The organism is Chryseobacterium sp. G0162, from assembly GCF_003815715.1.
Classification (GTDB): Bacteria; Bacteroidota; Bacteroidia; order Flavobacteriales; family Weeksellaceae; genus Chryseobacterium.
The window spans coordinates 4,565,695-4,581,397 of sequence record NZ_CP033922.1; the positions used below are offsets into that span (position 1 = coordinate 4,565,695).

16 protein-coding genes and 6 tRNA genes are annotated in these 15,703 nt (G+C 36.2%); 13 read left to right on the forward strand and 9 right to left on the reverse strand.

What is annotated here, in order from left to right; genetic code table 11:
- Nucleotides 1–19: 19 nt before the first annotated feature.
- The 6 genes from EG344_RS20400 (at nt 20) to EG344_RS20425 (ending at nt 6,823) form a co-directional block, all read left to right on the forward strand.
- Entirely contained in the window at nt 20–496 is a 477-nt protein-coding gene (locus EG344_RS20400) for a hypothetical protein (protein WP_123911169.1), read from the forward strand.
- An 8-nt stretch (nt 497–504) separates the two neighbouring features.
- Entirely contained in the window at nt 505–3,096 is a 2,592-nt protein-coding gene (locus EG344_RS20405; protein WP_123911170.1) for a DNA gyrase/topoisomerase IV subunit A, read from the forward strand.
- A 40-nt stretch (nt 3,097–3,136) separates the two neighbouring features.
- The gene (locus tag EG344_RS20410; protein ID WP_123911171.1) at nt 3,137–3,778 is read left to right on the forward strand and encodes a rhomboid family intramembrane serine protease; all 642 of its coding nucleotides are present in this window, start codon (nt 3,137–3,139) and stop codon (nt 3,776–3,778) included.
- 30 nt (nt 3,779–3,808) lie between these two features.
- Nucleotides 3,809–4,897: a helix-turn-helix domain-containing protein gene (locus EG344_RS20415; RefSeq protein WP_123911172.1), complete on the forward strand. Its 1,089-nt coding sequence runs from the start codon at nt 3,809–3,811 to the stop codon at nt 4,895–4,897.
- 160 nt (nt 4,898–5,057) lie between these two features.
- Entirely contained in the window at nt 5,058–5,843 is a 786-nt protein-coding gene (locus EG344_RS20420; protein ID WP_123911173.1) for an SDR family NAD(P)-dependent oxidoreductase, read from the forward strand.
- On the forward strand, nt 5,840–6,823 hold the full coding sequence (locus EG344_RS20425; RefSeq protein ID WP_123911174.1) for an NAD-dependent epimerase/dehydratase family protein: 984 nt from the start codon (nt 5,840–5,842) through the stop codon (nt 6,821–6,823). The genes EG344_RS20420 and EG344_RS20425 overlap by 4 nt, the downstream gene beginning before the upstream one ends.
- Before the next feature lie 126 nt (nt 6,824–6,949).
- Here EG344_RS20425 and EG344_RS20430 read toward each other — a convergent pair whose 3' ends face one another.
- The 7 genes from EG344_RS20430 to EG344_RS20460 all read right to left on the reverse strand — a co-directional run bounded on the left by EG344_RS20430 (nt 6,950) and on the right by EG344_RS20460 (nt 13,141).
- Nucleotides 6,950–8,509 carry a hypothetical protein gene (locus EG344_RS20430; RefSeq protein ID WP_228412789.1) on the reverse strand — a complete coding sequence of 520 codons (1,560 nt, stop codon included), beginning with the start codon at nt 8,507–8,509 and terminating at the stop codon, nt 6,950–6,952.
- Between the two features lie 7 nt (nt 8,510–8,516).
- Nucleotides 8,517–9,092, reverse strand: a complete 576-nt coding sequence (locus EG344_RS20435) for a hypothetical protein (RefSeq protein ID WP_123911175.1) — start codon at nt 9,090–9,092, stop codon at nt 8,517–8,519.
- 662 nt (nt 9,093–9,754) lie between these two features.
- On the reverse strand, nt 9,755–10,114 hold the full coding sequence (locus tag EG344_RS20440) for a DUF4180 domain-containing protein (protein ID WP_123911176.1): 360 nt from the start codon (nt 10,112–10,114) through the stop codon (nt 9,755–9,757).
- Between the two features lie 43 nt (nt 10,115–10,157).
- Entirely contained in the window at nt 10,158–11,006 is an 849-nt protein-coding gene (gene prmC / locus EG344_RS20445) for a peptide chain release factor N(5)-glutamine methyltransferase (RefSeq protein ID WP_123911177.1), read from the reverse strand.
- The gene (yaaA, locus tag EG344_RS20450; RefSeq protein WP_123911178.1) at nt 11,007–11,765 is read right to left on the reverse strand and encodes a peroxide stress protein YaaA; all 759 of its coding nucleotides are present in this window, start codon (nt 11,763–11,765) and stop codon (nt 11,007–11,009) included.
- Between the two features lie 4 nt (nt 11,766–11,769).
- Nucleotides 11,770–12,471 carry a CPBP family intramembrane glutamic endopeptidase gene (locus EG344_RS20455; RefSeq protein WP_123911179.1) on the reverse strand — a complete coding sequence of 234 codons (702 nt, stop codon included), beginning with the start codon at nt 12,469–12,471 and terminating at the stop codon, nt 11,770–11,772.
- 58 nt (nt 12,472–12,529) lie between these two features.
- Complete coding sequence (locus EG344_RS20460; RefSeq protein ID WP_123856186.1) at nt 12,530–13,141, reverse strand: L-threonylcarbamoyladenylate synthase; 612 nt, start codon at nt 13,139–13,141, stop codon at nt 12,530–12,532.
- A gap of 101 nt (nt 13,142–13,242) precedes the next feature.
- Between EG344_RS20460 and EG344_RS20465 the strand changes: the two genes are divergently transcribed.
- From EG344_RS20465 to EG344_RS20490, 6 genes are all read left to right on the forward strand, one after another.
- Nucleotides 13,243–13,315 (forward strand) — tRNA-Met (locus tag EG344_RS20465).
- A 38-nt stretch (nt 13,316–13,353) separates the two neighbouring features.
- Nucleotides 13,354–13,426: transfer RNA gene (locus tag EG344_RS20470), tRNA-Met, on the forward strand.
- Between the two features lie 38 nt (nt 13,427–13,464).
- A tRNA-Met gene (locus EG344_RS20475) sits at nt 13,465–13,537 on the forward strand.
- A gap of 38 nt (nt 13,538–13,575) precedes the next feature.
- A tRNA-Met gene (locus EG344_RS20480) sits at nt 13,576–13,648 on the forward strand.
- 38 nt (nt 13,649–13,686) lie between these two features.
- Nucleotides 13,687–13,759 (forward strand) — tRNA-Met (locus EG344_RS20485).
- 38 nt (nt 13,760–13,797) lie between these two features.
- Nucleotides 13,798–13,870, forward strand: a tRNA-Met gene (locus EG344_RS20490).
- A gap of 52 nt (nt 13,871–13,922) precedes the next feature.
- Here EG344_RS20490 and EG344_RS20495 read toward each other — a convergent pair.
- Nucleotides 13,923–14,168 carry an Ada metal-binding domain-containing protein gene (locus EG344_RS20495; RefSeq protein WP_123911180.1) on the reverse strand — a complete coding sequence of 82 codons (246 nt, stop codon included), beginning with the start codon at nt 14,166–14,168 and terminating at the stop codon, nt 13,923–13,925.
- Between the two features lie 116 nt (nt 14,169–14,284).
- The gene (locus EG344_RS20500) at nt 14,285–14,998 is read right to left on the reverse strand and encodes a 2OG-Fe(II) oxygenase (protein WP_123911181.1); all 714 of its coding nucleotides are present in this window, start codon (nt 14,996–14,998) and stop codon (nt 14,285–14,287) included.
- Nucleotides 14,999–15,162: 164 nt separating this feature from the next.
- Here EG344_RS20500 and EG344_RS20505 point away from each other — a divergent pair, with 164 nt between their 5' ends.
- A complete protein-coding gene (locus tag EG344_RS20505; protein WP_123911182.1) occupies nt 15,163–15,609 on the forward strand; it encodes a GNAT family N-acetyltransferase in 447 nt (148 codons plus the stop codon).
- Nucleotides 15,610–15,703 lie beyond the last annotated feature (94 nt).

Genomic DNA, 15,703 nt, shown 5'->3' on the forward strand with positions numbered 1-15,703 from the left:
GCACCATATAAGAATCACAATGAGATTAAGTAACCGTAGTAAAGCATCATTTTATAACTTTATAAGCACGCTGTTGATGATGATGGTCGTGTTTGGAATTGCAGGATTTTTAGTTAATAAATATAGATTTCATACGCTAGGCAATGAAAGCTATATGATGATAATTGTTCCCATATTGCTGTTGATTACCTTTCATCTTAACGGACGACAGATTTTTGAATATGACAGTGACGGTGAAGCACTGCATTTTAAAAACAGGAATATCATTCCTTTTTTAAGCAAACCTCTTCACGATGAGTTTCCGAAATATAAACTTATAAAATATGACGTAGTTCGTATTTTCTTTATCAAAAGATTATACATTACCGTCTCAAGTAAGAATAATGGTTCTACTATGTTAAAGTACCAGATTTCTTACCTGACCAGAAAAGAAGTAAACGATTTAAAACTCTCTCTGAATAAAGTAGTAAAAGCTAATAAAGAGAAAAAAGATTAATATAACAGATGACGACAGAAGAATATTCGCATGAGGGTGAAAGCTTAAAGAAAGTTTCCGGCCTTTATAAAGACTGGTTTCTGGATTATGCTTCCTATGTAATTTTGGATAGGGCAATTCCTTCGGTGTTTGACGGGTTAAAACCGGTTCAGCGAAGAATTATGCACTCTATGCGGGAACTGGAAGATGGCCGTTACAATAAAGTGGCCAATATCGTGGGAAATACCATGAAGTATCACCCTCACGGGGATGCATCTATTACAGATGCCATGGTGCAGGTAGGACAGAAAGAATTACTGATTGATACCCAGGGAAACTGGGGGAATATCTACACAGGAGATTCTGCTGCGGCAGCGAGGTATATTGAAGCCAGGCTGACTCCTTTTGCCCTGGAAGTAGTCTTTAATCCTAAAACTACGGAATGGACAAAATCCTATGACGGTAGAAATAATGAACCCGTTGATCTTCCTGTAAAATTTCCATTACTTCTTGCTCAAGGGGTGGAAGGAATTGGAGTAGGACTTTCCACAAAGATTCTTCCGCATAACTTCAATGAGCTTATCAATGCATCTGTAGCTTATTTAAAAGGAAAGAAATTTGAGATTTATCCGGACTTTTTAACAGCGGGTTACCTGGATGTATCAGAATACAATGATGGTCACAGAGGCGGAAAGGTAAGAGCCAGAGCTAAAATCACCCAAACAGACAAACACCTGTTGGTAATCTCTGAACTTCCTTATTCCAAAACAACGAGTGACCTAATCGATTCTATCCTAAAAGCCAATGAGAAAGGAAAGATCAAGATCAAGAAAATTGAAGATAACACTTCCGATAAGGTTGAGATCCTGATTCATATTCACAACGACGTATCTCCGGATAAAACGATTGATGCCCTGTATGCCTTTACAGACTGCCAGGTAACAATCTCGCCGAATGCCTGTGTGATTGTTGGTGATAAACCAATGTTTATGAATGTTTCTGATATTCTGAAAATGAATACGGATCATACGGTATCATTGCTGAAAAAAGAACTTGAAATAGAACTTCATGAGCTTCAGGAAAGCTGGCATTTCTCTTCACTGGAAAGGATTTTCATCGAAAACAGGATCTATCATGATATTGAAGAAGTGAAAACCTGGGAAGATGTTTTGAAAACCATCGACAAAGGATTGAAGCCTCATACCAAGCATCTTTTAAGAGCAGTGACAGAAGAAGATCTTTTAAGATTAACCGAGATCAGGATCAAGAGAATTTCGAGATTTGATTTAGATAAATTTAAAGAAAATATAGCCTCTCTTGAAGGTAAAATAGAGCAGGTAAAACATCATCTTGCCAATCTGATAGCCTATGCTATTGAGTATTATCTGAATATCCAGAAAAAATACGGAAAAGATAGACAGAGAAAAACAGAACTTAGAATCTTTGATACCATTGATGCAACCAAAGTAGCTGTTGCCAATGAGAAGTTCTATGCTAATTTTGAAGAAGGCTTTATCGGAACATCATTGAAGAAAGATCAGTATATGTTTGATTGTTCAGATATTGATGATATCATTACTTTCAGAAAAGACGGCAGCATGAAGGTGGTAAAGGTGGAAGCTAAAACATTTATCGGAAAAGATATTCTCCACGTTGCCATATGGAAGAAAAATGACAAGCGAACTGTGTACAACATGATCTACCGTGAAGGCAGGGAAGGTCCTTATTACATGAAACGTTTCTCTGTAACCGGGGTTACCAGAAATACAGACTATCCGTTAGCTTCAGATAAAAAAGGTTCAGAAACATTATACTTTTCAGCCAACCCGAATGGAGAAGCAGAAACCGTTACAGTTCTTTTAAAGCCAAATCCTAGAATCAGAAAGAATAAAATGGAGATCAATTTCTCTGATCTTGCGATTAAAGGACGTGATTCTAAAGGAAACCTGGTGACCAAATATGCAGTGAAGAAGGTAGACCTTAAAGAAGAAGGCGTTTCTACACTGGCTCCAAGAAGAATCTGGTTTGATGATACGGTAAGAAGACTGAATGCTGATGTAAGGGGTACCTTATTGGGCAGTTTCAAAGGAGATGATAAGATATTAACAATCAATACCAATGGAGAAGTAAAGCTAGTTTCTTTTGATTTAGGAAACCGTTTTGATGATGATTATCTGGTATTGGAAAAATGGAAGCCTGAGCAGCCCATTACTTGTATTTATTATGATGGTGAAAAGCAGATCTATTTTATCAAAAGATTCCTGCTGGAAAATACAGTGAATGTACAGACCTTTATGCCATCTGAACATCCGAATTCATTCATAGAGAATGTCATCGTTGCCAATGATGTAACGGCAGAAATTATTTTTGCAAAAGATAAAGGGAAAGAACGGGATCCGGAAACCATTAATATCGACGAATTTATTACCATAAAAGGAATAAAAGCGATAGGAAATCAGTTTACGAAATTTAAGATAAAAGCCATTAATATTACAATTCCCGAACCTGTAGAAGAAGAGCCGGAAGTATATGAAGATCCGGAACCAGCCGGGGATATGGATGAAGATGGAGGAATCATCGGAGATCTTTTCCAGGGTGAAGAAGAAAATGAAGCCGAGTAGGAGATACCAGCTTCTATTTAACAGTAAATAAAAACATCAGATGGATATATTTGTTTTGATTATTATTGCCGTTACTTGTGTATTCAGTTACATGGGGTTCAATAATACCGTTTTATTTGAAAAATATAAATTCAATGTTGGAGCAATTACCAACCGTAAAGAATATATAAGGCTGATAAGTTCTGCATTTTTGCATGCAGATTTTATGCACCTGTTTTTTAATATGCTTTCCCTATACTTCTTTCAGGGAGTGGTGGTTCACTTTTTTGGAAAAGTTGGATTCTTGATTATCTATTTCGGATCAATGATTCTTGGAAACCTATTTAGCTTACAGATTTACCAGAAACAGCCTTGGTATTCCGCTATCGGAGCTTCAGGAGCTGTTTCAGGAATTATTTTTGCATCCATTGCGATGGCTCCGAATGAGATCAGTGTAAACTTCTTACCGGGATGGTTATTTGGGACATTGTATTTCGGATATTCTGTTTACATGATGCTGAACCCTAAACAATGGGACAACCTGGGACATGCTGCCCATCTTGGAGGAGCATTTTTCGGGCTTGTATATTCTATTGTATTACACCCGCAGCTGGCCATGAGTAATATTTTATATCTCGGAGTCATGTCACTACCATTGATTTACCTGGGATACCAGATTTTTATCAGGAAGCGAATAAGATAAAAGCTTTTTTAATCTAAAATATCAAAACCAATGAACACATCAGAATTCAATAGTTTCATCGTGATACTTATCTATGGTTCATTGGTTTTGCTTTCTCTGCTGAACATTGCCAATCCTTTAAAGGTTAACCGGAAAGCCAATTTCTGGTTCGGAATTTTTCTCTTTCTTTGGTCTACGTTCTGGCTGGATGAAGTTCTTTTCCTCATAACTGGCTCAGTTATAGAATTTCACTCCTTATTCCCGATCCGGATTGTACAATATCTGACTCCTGTCTTTTTTTATTTCAGCGTATTATTTCATACCAATCCCTCTTTTAGATTTAAAATAACAGATGTAAAATTTCTGGTATTGCCAGCAGTATTTGTTGTATTTCTTGTATTGGTTAAACTGGGGTATACTCATCCTTTTGAGTTTCTAAGTATCATCCTGATCTTGGTCCAGGCATTGTTTTATACTGTTCTTTCTTATATCACCATCAGAAAACATCAGCGAAACATCCAGCAGTTTTCTTCCAATACCGAAGGAATTAATCTGAACTGGCTGGAATATATTATCTTGGTCATTCTTGCAGTGAATATTATTTATGTAGTATACAATCTGTTTTATGATCCTAAATCTTTAAATTTCTTTATCAATGCAGTATTCCTGGTGGTCATTTATTGCGTTGGGTATTATTCATTAAAACAGAAAGAGATTTATCCGTTAGAAGAAAAACAACGTGAAGAATTAATCTCTATTCAGGATGATGTTGACTCTGAAGAGGTAAAAAGGAAACTGATGCCGGATGAAGAACTCATAAGAATCAAAACGCAGCTTGAACATATGATGGAAACTAAGAAGCCCTATCTGGATAGTGATTTGAATCTCATCAAACTGGCAGATATGCTTACTGTTACTACTCATCATTTATCTTATGTTATCAATACTGGTTTTCAAAAGAATTTTTTCCAATATGTGAATGAATTCAGGGTTGAATATGCGAAACAGCTTCTTAAAGATTCCGGAAGTAAATTATCCATTCTGGGAATCGCTTATGAGTCAGGTTTCAATTCCAAGACTTCCTTCAATACCACTTTCAAAAAAGTGACCGGGCAAACTCCTTCCGAATTCAAAAAATAAGTTCCGATTTATAAACTTTTACTTTGTAAATATGTTTAATTTGTTGATTATTAGCTGTTTGATTTTGATTTATTTTTAGATTGAAAATAGGTTCGTTCAGATAATCCGGAACATTCAAAGGAGTTTTCCATGATAGCTTTGTACCGTAAAATTTAATCTTATGGATACCAAAGAATCATACGCTGTGGTGACGGGAGCAAGTCAGGGACTGGGAAAAGCCTTCGCTGAAAACCTGGCCAGAAAAAATATCAATCTTATTCTGGTAAGTCTTCCCGGTCAGAATTTAAAAGAACTTTCCCGGAATCTTGAAGAAAAGTACCCTATAAAAGCTTATTGCTATGAAGTAGACCTTTCCATTAATGAAAACGTAATGAAGCTTACAGAATGGCTTAATTCGTCTTTTAATATCCATATCCTGATTAATAATTCAGGTCTTGGAGGAACAAAGAAGTTCACTGAAGCTACACCGGATTATATCAACACCATTTTGCAGGTCAACGTAACCGCAACTTCTCTTATTACCCATCAGCTATTACCTAATCTTTTGAAACAGCCTAAAGCATATATTTTAAATGTTTCAAGTATGGCTGCATTCTCTCCTATAGGCTTTAAGACTGTATATCCGGCCTCCAAAAGCTTTATTCATTCCTTTTCAAGAGGGCTGCATGAAGAATTAAAAGATACAAATGTTTTTGTAAGCGTTGTGAACCCTGGTGCTATGAAAACCAATGCTGATGTCTGTAAAAGAATCGAAAAACAAGGCTTCTTTGGAAGACTGACGCTTTTAAATCCTGATAAAGTAGCGGCTCGGTGTATTCGGCAGTTATTTAAAAAAGATTCCGTAATTATGGTCAATCCAATAAGCTGGCTGATGATGAAGATTCTTCCCATATGGATTAAGCTTCCCCTGATGACTCAAGCGATAAAAAGAGAGATCGAGGCATGAAAAAAGTTTTTGTAACCGGAGCTACCGGGCTTCTGGGAACCAATGTTATCATTAAATTATTACAAAATGGTTATTCTGTTATTGCTCTGGTGCGCCAGAAAAGCAAATATCTGGGTGAAGAAAATGAAAACCTGAAACTGATTGAAGGTTGTATAAGCTCTGATCTGTCATTATATCTTGCCAATGTTGACTGTATCATTCATATAGCTGCAGAAACGAATCAGAACCTGATCCGTTATGAAGAGTATAAAAAAGTAAATTATGATATTACGGTGAATTTGTTCTCTCAGGCGGAAGCTTGTGGGGTAGAACGATTTTTGTTTGTGAGTTCGGCCAATACGATTGGATATGGAAGCCAGGAACATCCAGGAAATGAAGAAGAGCTTCAGAAATACCCTTTCACAGATTCTTTTTATGCACAAAGTAAACTGAATGCTGAAACTTACCTTTTGAAGAACTGTAAAAATACAAAAGTGGTCATTTTAAATCCCACCTTCATGATTGGGGCTTACGATACAAAACCAAGTTCCGGAAAGTTGATTTTTTGGGCCTGGAAAAAGAAACTGATCTTTTACCCAAAGGGAGGGAAGAACTTTGTTCATGTAGAAGACGCAGCCAATGGCGTAATGAATGCTATGGAAAATGGAAAGAATGGCGAAAAATATTTATTAGCCAATGAAAATTTAAACTATAGACAGTTTTTTGAAAAAATAAATGAAGCTGCTAATCAAACCCCAATGATGATTTCTATTCCCAATCTATTATTGAATATTTTAGGATGGGTAGGGGATATTCTGAGAAGATTAGAAATAAAAACCAACCTCTGCACTTCTAATATGAAAGCACTCCAGATTCATAACTATTACACTAACCAAAAGTCGGTAGATGAGCTGAAAATTCAATATCAACCGATCAATAAGGCCATAGAAGATGCAATTAATTATTTTAAATCGAAAGAAAATGAAGAGTTGGTTTCATGATATTTAAACGGAAAGCCCGTTCTCATGAAATGGATCTTTTACGATGATAATATCCTTTCATACGATTCATCCGGAAATACAAAAAAACCGACAAAAGCCGGTTTTTAAATTTTAATATTTTGTTTCCTATGGATTGCTTTGTATTTTTTGAGTGATATTTTTATTGGAAACTATACAGGCTTTACTACAATTATTAGCACTGGAAATATTAACTTGTATTAATCCCGGCATAGATCGATAGTCTTCATGATTATAAGGACTTTCAGAACCATCTCTTCCTCCGCCTTTGATGTCATATCTTATTTTGGCTACTCCTGTAAATCCGTTAGCAGGTTTAAAAGCTAATTTTCCGGTGGCTGGATAATAGGTCCATGTTCCTTCGCTATTGGTGTAGACCCCTCCGCTTATATTAGGAATAACAGCACCATTAATATCTAAAAACCGGAATGAGTTAAAATCAATATTATTATAAGAAGCTACAGGTGGATTTTGACCATTTTTTGAGGTATAAGCGGCATCATTCAGAAGGGGAGAGTAAATGGATTTTATTCCCGGACATCCTGCAAACAGATCATCAGTAACTTCAGCGGCATAAGGTCTGGTAACGCCCAGGTTTTTTAGCAGGTGTATATTTTTAGCATCTCCGGTTGAAGCTGCAAATCCAATCCTGAACGTAGAAGGAGGAGAAGTGTCCAGTGTTCTTACCTGATTATTTTGCATAGCATTCTCTGTATATTTTAAAGAGGTAGGATAATAGTAGCTATCAATAACCTTTTCTTTGACAGCGCCGTGCTGAATCTCTACCGTGATATTATAACCACCCGCAGGATTAGGAACTAAAGTAATATAAGCCTTACGGAATCTGGCATCAGACTCATTCTGAGGAATTGAATTTCCTCCGTTTTCCATAGTAAACTTGCTAAAAGTGGAATTTTGAGTAGCAATATGCTTTCCGGTCTGAACATTTAAATATATTGAACGGTTGTTGCTTGAAGGAGAAGCGTTGGTTGCTGTACTGTAAAGCAACGGATAACCATTGTATCCGGCAGGTTCCGAAGATGAAAGATACTGATTCCCGCGTTTTCCTCTCAAAGTTACATTGTTCCGGCCATCAGCTATAGACACATCCGTAAGCCCGTTTCTTGTTCTGTCCCCTTGGCGAAATCTGGTTTTAAAATTTCCGAATTCATCGAGGCCGATTCCCAGATAAGCTCCCCTCAAACCTTCCAGATTTCCTCCTTGTCTTGAATTTCTCATTACAAAAGTATAGCCTAGTCCTCCCCCAAAGTAACCAAGATTAAGTTGGTCTTTGGGAATAGATCCATCCACTAAAAATATGGAAATTCCATCACCTCCATTGGAGCTTCCACCATAGATGACATATTCAAATTCGAATTTAATTCCCTGATCACTGGTGAATTTTCTGTCCGCAAGTATAACACCTCCGGATATATTATTCACATTTCTGGTTAGCCTTAAACCGTCCGTTGTAAAAGTAGCATCATTCTGAATTCCGCTTGTTGTTACCTTATACGCTTCCTGAGGTTGCAGTCCCTGGGTAAAATTAACAAAATAAGGATAACCTGTACCTTGTTGATTTTGGGCTACAATGTGCTGAGAGAAAACGAAAAAGCAAATAATAAACAGAATTTTTTGAACATATAAGATTGAAATATTTCTGTTCATAATTCCATTATTTTACAACAAAAACAATATTAATAAAAGAACAGTCTGTGGCCGCAGCTCTTACATCATAGGTCATTACTCCCGAATCAGAAATAGAAATATTTCTAAATACGTTAGGATCAGCATCTGTTACATAATAATAAAGATCTTTGCTTGACGGGAAGAAAGGAATAGAAGTCGGGGCACTAGTGCTTTTTGCTTTTGGGGTTCCAAATTGATTTTTATATAAGGTATATAGATCTTTGGTTTGAGCAGTGGCATTTTGAGAAGTATCGAAAGATACGCTGGGCATATAAAACATTTTGACAGCATTCCCACTGATACATAGCCAATCCGGGCTGGAAGGTGTTCCGATATTCTGGCTTAGACACTTTTTATCCGTGTCATAAATGAGAAGTGAATTGGCAGGATTCGGGATAGCATCCCTTTTAGCTGTGGTAAGCCTTGGAATCAGCATTCCTTTGTTTTGGCTGTAAACCTCTAATGCTGCACTCGCATCTGGATTTGGTGTATTTATCCCAACCTGTGCATACGCAAATGAACTCATTGTTAAAAAAACAATTGATAAGAAATAATTTTTCATCCTAAGTGTATTTATTGTACGTTAATTTGTTTGTTTTTATTGTTAATAACTCTCTGTAAATGTGTTTTTATGGTTGTTTTTTTGGTCAAAGACAATGGTATTAGACTTTTCCGATAGCTTTGGCTATATCAAAAATATATACAGCAACCCTTTTGAGTTGATATATTATCAAATAAACTTCGATTATAGAAATTCCTTGATTCCAATAAGATCAATAACATATATCAAATACATACCTCATAGCGGAGGATGATCTTCTATTCTGCAATGGGAATTCAAAAATTAAAATGAGTTATATAGCCGTAATATGTTGAATGGCTACTAAAAAAGTATAATTCATAACGCTTGTGTTTTGTGCAAATATATAAATAATTCATTTTAATTGCCTGTTTTATGATAATTAAATTTGTTTTGATTTAATTTTTAAACTAAAATTTTAATTTTATATTAGAATTTTTATGTATGAAATAATTTTAATAAAATATTTTTGTACAACTTGGTATAGGGAATATGTTGATTTCCAGTGTATGATAAAAAAGAGACCCTGTAAGTAGCCTTACAGGGAATTTTATAATTTAAATAAGTATACTCAATTATTTAAAAAGGATTTTTGACACAAATAAGAGGTGTTTATTCCTCTTTGAAGCATTATTGCCATTTCATTATTTTGAAAAGTTCTCAAGCGCTTCTTCAAGTATTGAAACAAAGTTGATAAGTTGAGTCTTATTGCTTTCAAAGATAAAATCCCTCATACTTTTGCTTTCATACTTACTGAAATCTCCAACAATAGCCAATCCGATACGGTAATTGGAGAATTTTTGTAGAATTTCTCCGGCAATTTTGGTTTTTAAATCAAAGAAGTCAGGAGTGATGTTCTTTTCGTAGAGAATTACTTTATCAAATCCCTGATAATAAATATTTCCCATAAGATCGAGTCCGTCTTCTGCAGATTGGATGATGATTGTATCAGAATTTACTTCTGCAATTTTTAGAGTTCCAACATTATGTGGTTTGATGACCATGATTTCTATACTGTATGGTTATGTTTATAAGCAATAAAATTACTTATTTTCTTCCATAAATAAATCGGTCATTTTCAGATAAGTCTTTTAATAACTGTGCATTGGAAAAGTAACTATACAATTCCAGCGTTTCAGGGCCTAACTTTTGATTGATTTCTAAAAATAAAAGACCATTATTTTTCAGATGCTCTCTGGAGTCCTCTGCAATCTTTCTGTAAAAAATTAAAGCATCAGGAGTAGGAGAGAAAAGAGCCATTGTAGGTTCAAATCCTTTGACGGAATCCTCGATCTCTGTTTCTTCTTCAATACCTATGTATGGCGGGTTTGAAATGATAACGTCATATTCTTCATCTAGCTGAGTATTCAGATAATCTGCATGGATCAACTTAACCTCAAGCTGGTGATATGCTGCGTTACGATTTGCCGTTTTCAGAGCCTTTTCAGAGAAATCGATGGAAGATACCTCTGCCTCTGGAAAATGCTTTTTTAAAACCAAAGGAATTACACCACTTCCTGTTCCGATATCCAGAATCTTCAGTCCCAAACCATTATTTTCTAAATTTTGAATCTCCCGGATTGCTATTTCCAGCAATTCCTCTGTTTCAGGGCGTGGGATCAAAACATGTTCATCCACAAGAAATGTCATTCCGTAAAACTCAGTTTCTCCCAGAATCTGCTGATAAGGCCTTCCGGTTTTTAAAGCGGAAACTAGCTCGTGAAGTTGATGTTCGTCGTCAGTCAGAAGTTCCTGTTCAGAAAATCTTCTTTGCTCAAAAGAATCAAAGCCTACTATTTTCTGGATGAATAGGGAGGTTAAAAAAGCACTTTCCGACTCAGTATAAAGGTCGGAAAGTGCTGCTTTGAAATATTTTTTAAATGCTGATATTGTCATTTATCTCGTGAAAACCAATTTTGTGTCAGTAGATTTTTCGTCATCAATTCTATACCCTTCATAATTGAAAGTTTTTACATCATCCAGGGTTTTAGCCTGAGTTTCTGCACAGAATCTTACCATAAGACCTCTTGCATGCTTGGTATAGACTACAATAGTTTTCAGTTTACCGTCTTTTAACTCATAAAAATCAAAGTCGATAACCTGGTGGTTTAATTTTTTTCTGTCAATTACTTTTCCATACTCATTACTGGCCAGATGAAGAAGAACTTCTCCTTTTTTCATTTCGGTGTTCAGTTGTTCGGTGATTTTCTCTCTCCAGAATTCATACAGGTTTTTATATTGATCGAACTCAAAATGACGTCCCATTTCCAGTCTGTAAAGCATTACTTTATCAGAAGGTTTCAGAAGGCCATACAATCCGGAAAGCATTCTGTAGTTTTTTTGAAGGTAATCTACCGCATCTTTGTCAAGCGTTTTGGCATCCAGCCCTCTATACACTTCTCCTGTAAAAGCATACATGGCAGGAGCAGACTCTTTGGCTGTAGGTTTTGCTTTCCATTTTTGATTTCTTTCCCAGTTTTCATCAGCCAGTTTGGGCGAGATTTCCATAAGTTCGGAAAGATATTTTGGAGATTTTTCTTTTAAATAAGTTTGTATAAAAGCTGCATCTTCAATGAATTTAGGAGTAGTGGTTTTCAACAGGTCCGTTGAATTTTCTACGTTCATTAATTTGGCAGGTGATGTTACAATTTTCATAATGTTAAAATACAGATAAATGTTTAAAATCAATAAAATTCATAGCCATCAGCGTGATAAAATCAATCATAAAATGACAGACAATAAGAATTTTAATATTTGAATATTTTTTATAAAACATAGCAAAAATGACTCCAATGAAGAAAGGTACTACAACCTGACCAATGGTTCCGTAAGTGCTGTGCAGAATTCCGAATAAAGCTGCGGAGACTAAAATTCCTAAAAAGGAATTATTGTATATTTTCTCAATCCGGGGTTGTATATATCCCCGCATCAGAAGTTCTTCTACAGCGCCTGCTGTAAAGCATGTAAAAATAATTAAAAAATAATCATTTTTAAAAAGAGAGGTGAATTGCAGAATCTTATTGCTTTCTTCTTTATGGATTAAAAACTGGATCAATCCGTTCAAAATAGCTCCTCCAAAGACACAGATCAGATATAAACTGATAACTGCTTTTATATTGAATGGAATAGAATACTTCTTCTCTGTTGCAAGTAAAAAAGAACCCTTCTCAATAAAAATGCTGTACAAAAATGTGATCAATAAAACGATCCATAACGCAATTCTGCTAACAGAAAATGCATTTCCTGTAACAGTCTTTACTCCTGTTATCAGACTGATCACAGGGAAAATATAAAGCATTACTATGCCTAAAAGTACAAATGTGAGCAGTATTCCTACAGAATATTTTCCATGAAGCCCCATACAACCTATCAACCTTAATTTATGCTACAACAGAACTTTGAAACGTCAAAATATTGAATTAGATAATTCCTTTTCCCTGACGGATAATTTCAGGTTCTCCTGAAGTAAGATCCACAATCGTTGATGCCACATTATCTCCATACCCTGAATCAATAACAATATCTACCAGGTGATCGTATTTTTCAGCAATCAGTTCCGGGTCTGTAGAGTATTCGATAATTTCATCATCATCTCTGATGGAGGTTGAAGCAATAGGATGGCCTAGTTTTTCAACAATAAGCTGTGGAATGGGATGATCGGGAACACGAATACCAATTGTTTTATGACCTTTATAAGCTAAAGGTAAACTTTTGTTAGCGTCTAGAATAAATGTAAACGGCCCTGGAATATGACTTTTCAAAAATCTGAAAACCGAAGTATCAATAGGTCTTGTAAAGTCGGAAAGATGACTCAGATCATTACAGATTATTGAAAATTTTGACTTTTCAAGCTTTAATTTTTTCAGTTGGGCCAACTTTTCCATGGCTTTTATATCAAAAATATTACAGCCAAGCGCATAAATTGTATCTGAGGGATAGATAATTAATCCACCATTATTTAATGTTTTAATAACTTCATTCACAAGGTTTTCCTGTGGGTTGTCGGGATAAATTTTTAATATCTTTGCCATAAAACAAAGATACAAATAATAAAATAGTTTTCATAAAAGTCCTTTATTTAAAAGAAAAATTAGGATTTGCAAAAAATATTCGTACCTTTGCAATCCAATATCGCGGGATGGAGCAGTAGGTAGCTCGTCGGGCTCATAACCCGAAGGTCATCGGTTCGAGTCCGGTTCCCGCTACTAAGCAAGTGTTTTCGGTAAACACTCTAAAAATACACCGCGGGATGGAGCAGTAGGTAGCTCGTCGGGCTCATAACCCGAAGGTCATCGGTTCGAGTCCGGTTCCCGCTACTAAGCAAGTGCTTTCGGTAAGCACTCTAAAAATACACCGCGGGATGGAGCAGTAGGTAGCTCGTCGGGCTCATAACCCGAAGGTCATCGGTTCGAGTCCGGTTCCCGCTACTAAGCAAGTGCTTTCGGTAAGCACTCTAAAAATACACCGCGGGATGGAGCAGTAGGTAGCTCGTCGGGCTCATAACCCGAAGGTCATCGGTTCGAGTCCGGTTCCCGCTACTAAGCAAGTGTTTTCGGTAAACACTCTAAAAATATACCGCGGGATGGAGCAGTAGGTAGCTCGTCGGGCTCATAACCCGAAGGTCATCGGTTCGAGTCCGGTTCCCGCTACTAAGTAAGTGCTTTCGGTAAGCACTCTAAAAATACACCGCGGGATGGAGCAGTAGGTAGCTCGTCGGGCTCATAACCCGAAGGTCATCGGTTCGAGTCCGGTTCCCGCTACTCAACGAGAGAAGTAATTTTATATTACTTCTCTTTTTTTTTACTTTAAATGCTAGATTTGTTGCAATTTCCATCGTTGGTATTCTTCTTTCATACAATGGCCGCAGGGACGATATCCATTTTGAAAAGCCTCCTGAACATCAGTAAAGAAAACCCGGTTTTCTTTTTTCATTCTTTTTCCTGATTTACAGCCAAGTAATCCATAGATTTTCAGTTTTTTATTTCCACCCAGAAGAATTTCGTTCTTCCGGATTTTACTTCTTAGTTCAGAATCTGAGAGTTGTGAATGTAGGATCATATTTTTAGTAAGGAAGTTGGAGGCTGGAAGAGGGATGTCTTGAAAGGCTGAAGTTTAAATAGTGTTGTATTGTACTCAATTGTATTAAATGATCGTTATTGATTTCCCGCCCGCTATCACTTCTCTGCATCATGGAAAATAATTCCAAGGGCATAACGTTTTCCGGTTTTTACTTCACTTACTCCATGTTTCATATTCACTCTGTAATACCCTTTTGTTCCTTTCTCGGGTTTGAAATGAGTATTGAAGATGAGAATGTCTCCTTTCTTAGGTTTTAAAACAATTGCCTTGGATTGTGCTCTTGGCACTTGTTGGGTAAGAACGAATTCTCCACCCGTAAAATCCTGTTCAGGTTCACTCAGCATCAGTACAATCTGAATAGGAAAATAAAGATCTCCATATAAATCCTGATGTAAAGTATTAAAGCCACCTTCACCATATTTCAAAATCAAAGCAGTCGCTTTTTGTTGATTATTAGAGTGGCATTGCTGCAAAAAATTACTGTGTTCTGATGGAAAAGATATATCAATATTCAAAGCTTTAAACCAAGCATTAGCAATAGATGATAGGTGAGGGTAGATGTAAGTACGGATGGATTGAAGCAATTCCGGTAATGGATAATTAAAATATTTATATTCACCCAGACCAAAACGATGCCTTGCCATCACCACAGTCTTTCGGTATAGTTCTGCTTGATCGTAGTTGGAAATGAGTGCGTCACATTCATCTTTTGATAATAGATTGGGAATAATGGCGTAGCCGTTCTGATGCATGGATTCTGTCATGAGCTGCCAATCGGTATTTTCAATTCTTTGGAGTAGATCTGTCATTGTTTTTGTTTTTATGGAACAAAGATCTGAAGTTGTAAGGCTATATAAAATCCGGAACATGCGGTATTTTCAGCTTTCTGGACTATCATTATAACATTAATCTGGATGGTAAATCCAGTCCTGTTTAAAGGTACTTTTGCCATGTTAATAAAATACCTATAACAATGAATTACACAATTAAAAAAGCAAGTCTTGAGGATCTTAATGAAACGGCGGAATTATTTAATCTTTACCGTGTTTTTTACAGACAGGAATCTGATGTAGAAAAAGGAAAAGCATTTCTTAAAGAAAGATTCCTGAATAGTGAGTCTGATATTTTCCTTGCCTGGGCTGATGGCAGAGCTGTAGGATTTGTACAGCTTTATAAATTATTCCATTATACCAAATTACAAAAACAGTGGCTGCTAAGTGATTTATTTGTACACCCTGATTATAGAGGAAAAGGATTTTCTGTAGCATTGATTGATCGCAGTAAACAATGGTGTGAAGAAACAGGAGCCTGTGGACTGATGCTTGAAACAGAAAAAACAAACGAAATTGGTAATGTACTGTATCCGCGTTGCGGGTTTGAATATGACGGATTACACAATTACTACCAGTGGTGGAAATAGAGAATAAATGAACGTAGGGTTGAAATGAAAATTCTTTCTGCCATTAGTTATTTATACGTAATGATGAGTAGTATTATTTCTACAATTACTGGCA

Coding starts and splice junctions, on each gene's coding strand:
- EG344_RS20405 (WP_123911170.1), top strand. CDS start 505: ATGACGACAGAAGAATATTCGCATGAGGGTGAAAGCTTAAAGAAAGTT.
- EG344_RS20455 (WP_123911179.1), bottom strand. CDS start 12,471: ATGGGGCTTCATGGAAAATATTCTGTAGGAATACTGCTCACATTTGTA.
- EG344_RS20425 (WP_123911174.1), top strand. CDS start 5,840: ATGAAAAAAGTTTTTGTAACCGGAGCTACCGGGCTTCTGGGAACCAAT.
- EG344_RS20430 (WP_228412789.1), bottom strand. CDS start 8,509: ATGAACAGAAATATTTCAATCTTATATGTTCAAAAAATTCTGTTTATT.
- EG344_RS20410 (WP_123911171.1), top strand. CDS start 3,137: ATGGATATATTTGTTTTGATTATTATTGCCGTTACTTGTGTATTCAGT.
- EG344_RS20500 (WP_123911181.1), bottom strand. CDS start 14,998: ATGACAGATCTACTCCAAAGAATTGAAAATACCGATTGGCAGCTCATG.
- EG344_RS20435 (WP_123911175.1), bottom strand. CDS start 9,092: ATGAAAAATTATTTCTTATCAATTGTTTTTTTAACAATGAGTTCATTT.
- yaaA (WP_123911178.1), bottom strand. CDS start 11,765: ATGAAAATTGTAACATCACCTGCCAAATTAATGAACGTAGAAAATTCA.
- EG344_RS20415 (WP_123911172.1), top strand. CDS start 3,809: ATGAACACATCAGAATTCAATAGTTTCATCGTGATACTTATCTATGGT.
- prmC (WP_123911177.1), bottom strand. CDS start 11,006: ATGACAATATCAGCATTTAAAAAATATTTCAAAGCAGCACTTTCCGAC.
- EG344_RS20460 (WP_123856186.1), bottom strand. CDS start 13,141: ATGGCAAAGATATTAAAAATTTATCCCGACAACCCACAGGAAAACCTT.
- EG344_RS20495 (WP_123911180.1), bottom strand. CDS start 14,168: ATGATCCTACATTCACAACTCTCAGATTCTGAACTAAGAAGTAAAATC.
- EG344_RS20400 (WP_123911169.1), top strand. CDS start 20: ATGAGATTAAGTAACCGTAGTAAAGCATCATTTTATAACTTTATAAGC.
- EG344_RS20420 (WP_123911173.1), top strand. CDS start 5,058: ATGGATACCAAAGAATCATACGCTGTGGTGACGGGAGCAAGTCAGGGA.
- EG344_RS20440 (WP_123911176.1), bottom strand. CDS start 10,114: ATGGTCATCAAACCACATAATGTTGGAACTCTAAAAATTGCAGAAGTA.
- EG344_RS20505 (WP_123911182.1), top strand. CDS start 15,163: ATGAATTACACAATTAAAAAAGCAAGTCTTGAGGATCTTAATGAAACG.